The organism is Streptomyces tricolor (genome assembly GCF_002155905.1).
In the GTDB taxonomy this organism is placed as follows: domain Bacteria; phylum Actinomycetota; class Actinomycetes; order Streptomycetales; family Streptomycetaceae; genus Streptomyces; species Streptomyces tricolor.
In genome coordinates, this window is sequence record NZ_MUMF01000259.1 from 21,595 (window position 1) to 27,738 (window position 6,144).

At 73.4% G+C, this 6,144-nt stretch carries 6 protein-coding genes; 2 read left to right on the forward strand and 4 right to left on the reverse strand.

Translation table 11 applies throughout. The features are described 5' to 3' along the window. Window positions 1-47 precede the first annotated feature (47 nt). A complete protein-coding gene (locus CCN44_RS19085) occupies window positions 48-446 on the forward strand; it encodes an ArsR/SmtB family transcription factor (RefSeq protein ID WP_086698368.1) in 399 nt (132 codons plus the stop codon). On the opposite strand, the gene CCN44_RS19090 is transcribed toward CCN44_RS19085, so the two are convergent. From CCN44_RS19090 to CCN44_RS19100, 3 genes are all read right to left on the reverse strand, one after another. Next, on the reverse strand, window positions 363-1,754 hold the full coding sequence (locus tag CCN44_RS19090; RefSeq protein WP_086698369.1) for a nucleobase:cation symporter-2 family protein: 1,392 nt from the start codon (window positions 1,752-1,754) through the stop codon (window positions 363-365). The genes CCN44_RS19085 and CCN44_RS19090 overlap by 84 nt on opposite strands. 223 nt (window positions 1,755-1,977) lie before the next feature. After that, window positions 1,978-3,312 (reverse strand): FAD-dependent oxidoreductase, encoded by a 1,335-nt coding sequence (locus CCN44_RS19095; protein ID WP_086698370.1) that lies wholly within the window; start codon window positions 3,310-3,312, stop codon window positions 1,978-1,980. Window positions 3,313-3,875: 563 nt separating this feature from the next. Continuing rightward, window positions 3,876-4,544 (reverse strand): TetR/AcrR family transcriptional regulator, encoded by a 669-nt coding sequence (locus tag CCN44_RS19100; protein WP_059247872.1) that lies wholly within the window; start codon window positions 4,542-4,544, stop codon window positions 3,876-3,878. Window positions 4,545-4,774: 230 nt separating this feature from the next. Here CCN44_RS19100 and CCN44_RS19105 point away from each other — a divergent pair, with 230 nt between their 5' ends. After that, window positions 4,775-5,491 carry a hypothetical protein gene (locus CCN44_RS19105; RefSeq protein WP_086698371.1) on the forward strand — a complete coding sequence of 239 codons (717 nt, stop codon included), beginning with the start codon at window positions 4,775-4,777 and terminating at the stop codon, window positions 5,489-5,491. A gap of 30 nt (window positions 5,492-5,521) precedes the next feature. On the opposite strand, the gene CCN44_RS19110 is transcribed toward CCN44_RS19105, so the two are convergent. Beyond that, window positions 5,522-6,144: HAD family hydrolase (locus tag CCN44_RS19110; RefSeq protein WP_107502085.1), on the reverse strand; the 623-nt coding region annotated here is incomplete at its 5' end.

Here is a 6,144-nt window from a genome sequence, read left to right on the forward strand (position 1 = left end):
TACCCCTCGTACTACGAGTGATGTCAAACTACGACGGCTCTCGTACAATGCTGGAAGCCGAAGAATCCCGTGACGAGGAGGCAGCCGCCGTGACCGATACCGCCACCACCGGCCGCGCGCTGCCGCACCCGGCGCGCGAGGAGATCCGGCTGGAGACCGTCCTGCACGCGCTCTCCGACCCGATGCGGCTCCGGATCGTACGCGAACTCGCGGCGGACGAGGGGGAGTTGAGCTGTTCGCAGTTCGACCTGCCGGTGACCAAGTCCACCACCACGCACCACTTCCGGGTGCTGCGGGAGAGCGGGGTCATCCGGCAGGTCTACCGGGGGACGGCCAAGATGAACGGCCTGCGCCGGGACGATCTAGACGGTCTTTTCCCGGGCCTGCTCGACAGCCTTCTCGCCGCCGCCGACCGGCAGGCCGCCCGATCCGGCGACAGCGGCTGAACCCCGCTTCGCCGGCAGGTGGTTGAAGAGCAGGTTCAGCACGATCGCGGACAGGCAGCCCGCGCTGATGCCGCTGTTCATCACCGTCTGGAACCAGTCCGGGAACTTCTCGTACACCGTGGGCACGCCCACCGGCAGCACGCCGATCGCCACCGAGACGGCCACCACGGTCAGATTGTCGTTGCCCCGGAAGCCGACCCCGGCCAGCGTCCGCAGGCCGCTCGCCGCGACCGTCCCGAACATCACCAGACCGGCCCCGCCGAGCACCGGCGCCGGGATCGCCGCGACCACCGCGCCCAGCTTGGGCAGCAGACCGAGCAGCACCAGGATCCCGCCGGCCGCGGCCACCACCCAGCGGCTGCGCACCCGGGTCATCCCGACCAGGCCCACGTTCTGCGCGTACGCCGTGTACGGGAAGGTGTTGAACACCCCGCCCAGCACGGTCGACAGGCCGTCGGCGCGCAGCCCGTCGGAGAGGGTGCGCGGCTCGACCTTCCGCCCGGTCAGCTCGCCGACGGCGATCATGTCCCCGGTGGTCTCCGTCATGCTCACGAGCGCCACCACGAGCATCGAAAGAATCGCGGAGGCCCGGAACTCCGGCGCCCCGAAGTGGAACGGCGTGCTGATGCCCACCCAGTCGGCGTCCCCGACCCCGCTGAAGTCGGTGAATCCGAACGGCACGGCGACCGCCAGGCCGACCCCGATGCCGATGAGCACGGCGACCCGGGAGAGGGCGGGGGGCGCGAACCGCTGCACGCCGAGCACCACGGCCAGGACGAAGGCCGCGAGCGCCAGGTTCCTCGGCTCCCCGAAGTCGGCAGCGCCGGCGCCGCCCGCCGCCCAGTTGCCCGCGACCGGAAGCAGTGAGACGCCGATGATCAGGATCACCGTGCCGGTCACCAGCGGCGGAAAGAAGCGCAGCAGCCTGCCGAAGACCGGCGCGAGCAGCATGATCGCCAGCCCGGCGACGATCACCGAGCCGTAGATCGCGGGCAGCCCGCCCTCCGTCGTCCCGATGAGCACCATCGGCGACACGGCCGCGAACGTGCACCCCTGCATGATCGGCAGCCGGACCCCGAACCGCCAGAACCCGACGCACTGGATGAGCGTGGCGATGCCGCACACCAGCAGGTCCGCGGTGATCAGGTACGCCAGGTCGGCGGGCGGCAGCTGCATCGCGCCGCCCACGATCAGCGGCACCGCGACGGCGCCCGCATACATCGCGAGCACGTGCTGCAGCCCGAAGGCGGCCAGCCGGCGTGCCGGGGGTATCTCGTCGACGGGGTGCACGTCTGCGGTCGTGGCCATGGGGACTCCATCAGCGGCGGGTGGGGAGTGGCATCCGAACAGGACGAGACCGTAAGGGTCTTGAACAGTTTGTTGATTTCCAGACTGTTGCCGCTGTGTGTCCTGCCCTCCCCGCCGGAGCCTCCCCATCGGCCGTGGGGTACGACGCTCCCCGCCTGCCGTGAGGTAAGCAGGCCCCCGATCGGTCGCGAGGTACGGACGCTCCCCGCCGGCCGACGAGGTGCTACGGCACCCGCGCCGCCCCGAGCAGGGTGTCCCAGTCGGCCAGCTTGACCACGCCGCGCCCCAGCCGCGCCCCCAGCTCGGCCTCGGCCCGCTCGATCGCCAGCCAGCCGTCCCAGGACACGGGGGCGACACCGGCCGCCCGGAGGGCCTCCACCGGGTCCGCCGGCACGTCCGCGCGGCCGAGGGCGGGAGCGTCCGCCAGCAGGGAGGTCACCGTCTCCTTGGCGCAGGGCCGGTTGGTGCCGATGACCCCCGTCGGGCCGCGCTTGATCCATCCGGCGACGTACTCGCCGGGGGAGGGCACGCCGTCGCGCAGGACACGGCCCTCCCGGTGCGGGATCGTGCCGCTCGCCGGATCGAACGGCAGCCCCTCCAAGGGCACTCCGCGATAGCCCACCGAGCGCAGCACCAACTGCGCGGGCACGTCCTCGTACCGGCCCGTGCCGGTCACACCGCCGGCACCGTCCGGCGCCGTCCGCTCGAAGCGGACGGCAGCCACCCGGCCGCCCTCGGCGAGCAGCTCCACCGGGCGCAGGAAGAACCGCAGCCGGATCCGCCGGGCGGCCGGCGTGGCGGGCCGCGCCGCCCAGTCGCGCAGCACCTCCACATTGCGCCGCGGCCCGGCCGGCAGCGCGCCGGGATCGGCCGGATCGAGCGCCAGCTCGGCCGGGTCCACGGTCACTTCGGTGCCGGGCAGCCCGCCCAGCTCGCGCAGTTCCTTGGTGGTGAAACGGGCCTGGGCGGGGCCGCGCCGGCCCGCCATCTGCACCTCGGTGAGCCCGCTCGCCGCCAGCGTGTCCAGCGCGGCCTGCGGGATGTCCGTGGGCCGCAGCTCCGCCGCGCCCCTCACCAGCATCCGGGTCACGTCCACGGCGACGTTGCCCACCCCGATGACCACCGCCGACCGCACCCCGCGCAGGAAGCCCGCGTCGGCCGCGTCCGGGTGGGCGCTGTACCAGGACACGAACTCGGTCGCGGACCAGCTGCCCGGCAGCTCCTCGCCGGGGATCCCGAGCCGTCGGTCGGTGGCGGCGCCCACGCAGTAGACCACCGCGTGGTAGAGCCCGCGCAGGTGCTCCACCGGCAGGCCGCCGGGGCCGCCCACCCGGACCCCGCCGAGGAACCGCACCCGCTCGTGCTCCAGCACCGTCCGCAGGCTGCCCTGGAGGGACTTGATCTTCTCGTGGTCCGGGGCGACGCCGTAGCGGACCAGGCCGTAGGGGCACGGCAGCCGGTCCAGGACGTCCACGTGGACTTCGGGATCACGCTGAATCAGGCTCTGGGCCGTGTAACACCCACTCGGCCCGGAACCGACGACGGCGACACGCAGCACAGCGGTACTCCTCGCCCGAAGGAGGGTGTGCGGACGGCTCCAGCATGGCACTCAGGGGCGCCCGGCGGCAGGGGCCGGTGGGGTGACCGATGCGTCCGCTCGTATGGAATGTGATCATGTGATTCCGCTGCGCGTGCGCCGGATCAAGGCCCGACCACCCCTGACCCTCGCCGCCCCGACGGCCTCTCACCGACCGGCTGGAGGGTCCGCGTGTGCAGGCGCGCGGCGTGGTGGCGGGCGGGAGGCGCTGAGCGGGGCCGCGGGGTCACGGGCCACGGGTGCGCGGCGGCCGGCGCGCCCTGACCGGCGGCCGGTCACCCGGGGTCGCGCCGTGCCCGGCCGGCCCGTGGGGCGTGGAGGGCCGTCAGCTCGTCGCGCGGGGGCATCGGGCCGCACAGGGGACGAGGTCGCGCCGCCCCGGTACTCGCTGTCATGGTCGCAAGGGGGGGGCGGTCGCCGGCACGCCCTCCGGCCGATCGCGACACCCGTCACGCAGGCGCCCGGAACGGCGGCTTCCCTCACTCGGCACCCGCCCGGCGCGCCGCCCGGGCGACCCGCACCCGTCAGGGCTTGCCCGGCCGCTCCTCCGTGGCGAAGAACCGGGACAGATCCTCGTTCCCCGCTCCCGGCCCCGGCTCGCTCTCCGGGGGCGCCCCCATCTCCCAGTCCAAACCGTACCGTTGGAACAGCTCGGCCCGCAGCGTCGGCACCGGCATCGGCACCCCCGGCACCAGTGCCGCGTACACCGAGCCCATCAACAAGGCCCGCAGCATCGGGTAGTCGGCCGTGACGTCCTGCGCGCCGTACCGGGCGACGGTGTCGCTGAGCAGCTCGGCGAGCCGGCGCTGCTCCGGGCACTGCACGAAGCCCTCGGCCTGGAGCAGGCCCGCCATGTGCTGGCGCATCAGCACGGGCCGGTCCCGGGCCAGGCCCAGGATCGCGTCGATGGCCCGGGCCAGCCGCTCCCGGCCGTCCTCGGTCTGCGGCTCCCGCTCCAGGGCCTCCTCCAGCGTGCGGTGCATCAGCCGGTGCACGGCGGACTGCACCAACTGGCGCTTGCCGGGGAAGTAGTACGACACCAGTCCGCGCGCCGAACCGGCCCGGTCCGCGATGTCGCCCAACGTCGTGGCGTCGAATCCGTGCTCACCGACCAGCTCCACGGCGGCCTGCAGCAGCCGTTCCCGGGAACGCCGCCGCAATTCTTCATTGACCGAGGCGCTGCGCGGGGACATCCTGTAACTCCTGCGTTGACTGGCTGCCAGCCAACTATACTCAACGCATCGGGGTACCCCCATGCCTGGGGGCCCGTCCGGAGCAGCCGTTCGTCTGGGGCGACGCGGGGGAGCGTCCCAGACGGACGGCACCGAACTCCCGAGTCTCGCCACGAGGGCCTGCCTGACGGTGTGAGCGGTGTACTGGATCTCCGAGCAACTCGGCAAACTTAGCGCGGACTTCGCCGCCGGTGCGGCAACAAGTCGCCGACCAGCAGCACACCATGGAGGGTCTCGCGGAGGTTAACGCCGTCGCCCGCGACGCGATGGCCCGTACCGACGAGACCGTGTCCGGGCCGCTCGCCACCATCGGCAGCGAACTCGCAGCCGTGCGCGGAGCCGTCGCCCGGCTCGACGACAGGCTCACGACACGGTTCGCGGGCCCGCAGTCCGCGTCGGACACGGCCAACCCGCCCGAGCCGACGCCGGAGCCGGCCCCGCAGGCAGAGCCCCGGCCGACCGGCCCCGAGCCGCAGCGGGAGGCCGGAGGCGGCATCGCCGACGCGGGTGAGCCGGACGCGAGCGTCCTCCGTGCCGCCGCGGGGGTCGCCCACGCCACCTTGGAGGCGCACCGTGACACCTGGGCCTTCCTGATCCAGGTGGCCGGGAACGAACAGCACTTCCACATCCCCGGCAAGGTGGAGGATCGCGACGGATTCGTCAGTGTCCGCTTCTCCGGTCCCAGCCTCGTGGCCGCGCTCACCAGCCTCACCCACGTCATCGGCACGACAGGCAACCCCGTGACACGGGCCATCGCCGACCACATCCGGTTGAAGATCATCGCCTCCGTGCAGGCGATCACCGGCAACCCGGGCCGTGACGGCGACGGAACACCTCTCCGGATCGTCATCGACGACCGGGCCGCACCCGAGCAGCCCGAGCAGCCCGAGCCGTCCGAGGAGCGGTGAGGCGGCGGGAGGGGACGTCGGCCGCTCTGGTCAGACCACCAGGTCCAGCACCGGCAGCAACCCGTCGGGGCGGTGCTCCGTCGGCAGGTGGTCCACGAAGTGCACCCGGCAGCCGAGGGCGGCGGCGCCGCCGTCCGCCGCCCGGTTGTCACCGACCATCAGCACCCGCCGCGGATCCGCGCCGAGCGCCTCGCAGGCGACCGAGAACAGGCGCGGATCAGGCTTCTGCACCCCGTGCTCGTACGACAGGACGTAGGCGTCCACACAGGCGTCGAGGCCGTGCTCGCGGAAGACCGGGCGCAGGTCCCAGCCGATGTTGCTGACCACGCCGACGCCCACACCGCGGTCGCGCAGCGTGCGCAGCACCCGGGCGGAATCGGGGTAGGGCGTCCAGGCGGCGGGTGTCATGTGCCGGTCGTACAGGGCGTCGTACAGCCCGGCATCCGGCAGCGCCACCCGGCGGGACAGGCCCGTGTAGGCGGCCCGGTGCAGCTCCGCGCTCTGGTCCCGCACCGCCCACAGCTCCGCGAGGTCGGCCGGGATCTCCTCCGGTTCCACGCCGCCCGGCAGCGCGCCGGCCGCCTCCAAGGCGCGGGCGGTCCGGGTCAGTTCGGGTTCGGGCAGGGTGTGGCCGGCCCCGGCCAGCACCGCGC

Bases quoted from the DNA above. Each gene is read 5' to 3' on its own strand.
- CCN44_RS19085 (WP_086698368.1), top strand. From the start codon at position 48: ATGCTGGAAGCCGAAGAATCCCGTGACGAGGAGGCAGCCGCCGTGACC.
- CCN44_RS19090 (WP_086698369.1), bottom strand. From the start codon at position 1,754: ATGGCCACGACCGCAGACGTGCACCCCGTCGACGAGATACCCCCGGCA.
- CCN44_RS19100 (WP_059247872.1), bottom strand. From the start codon at position 4,544: ATGTCCCCGCGCAGCGCCTCGGTCAATGAAGAATTGCGGCGGCGTTCC.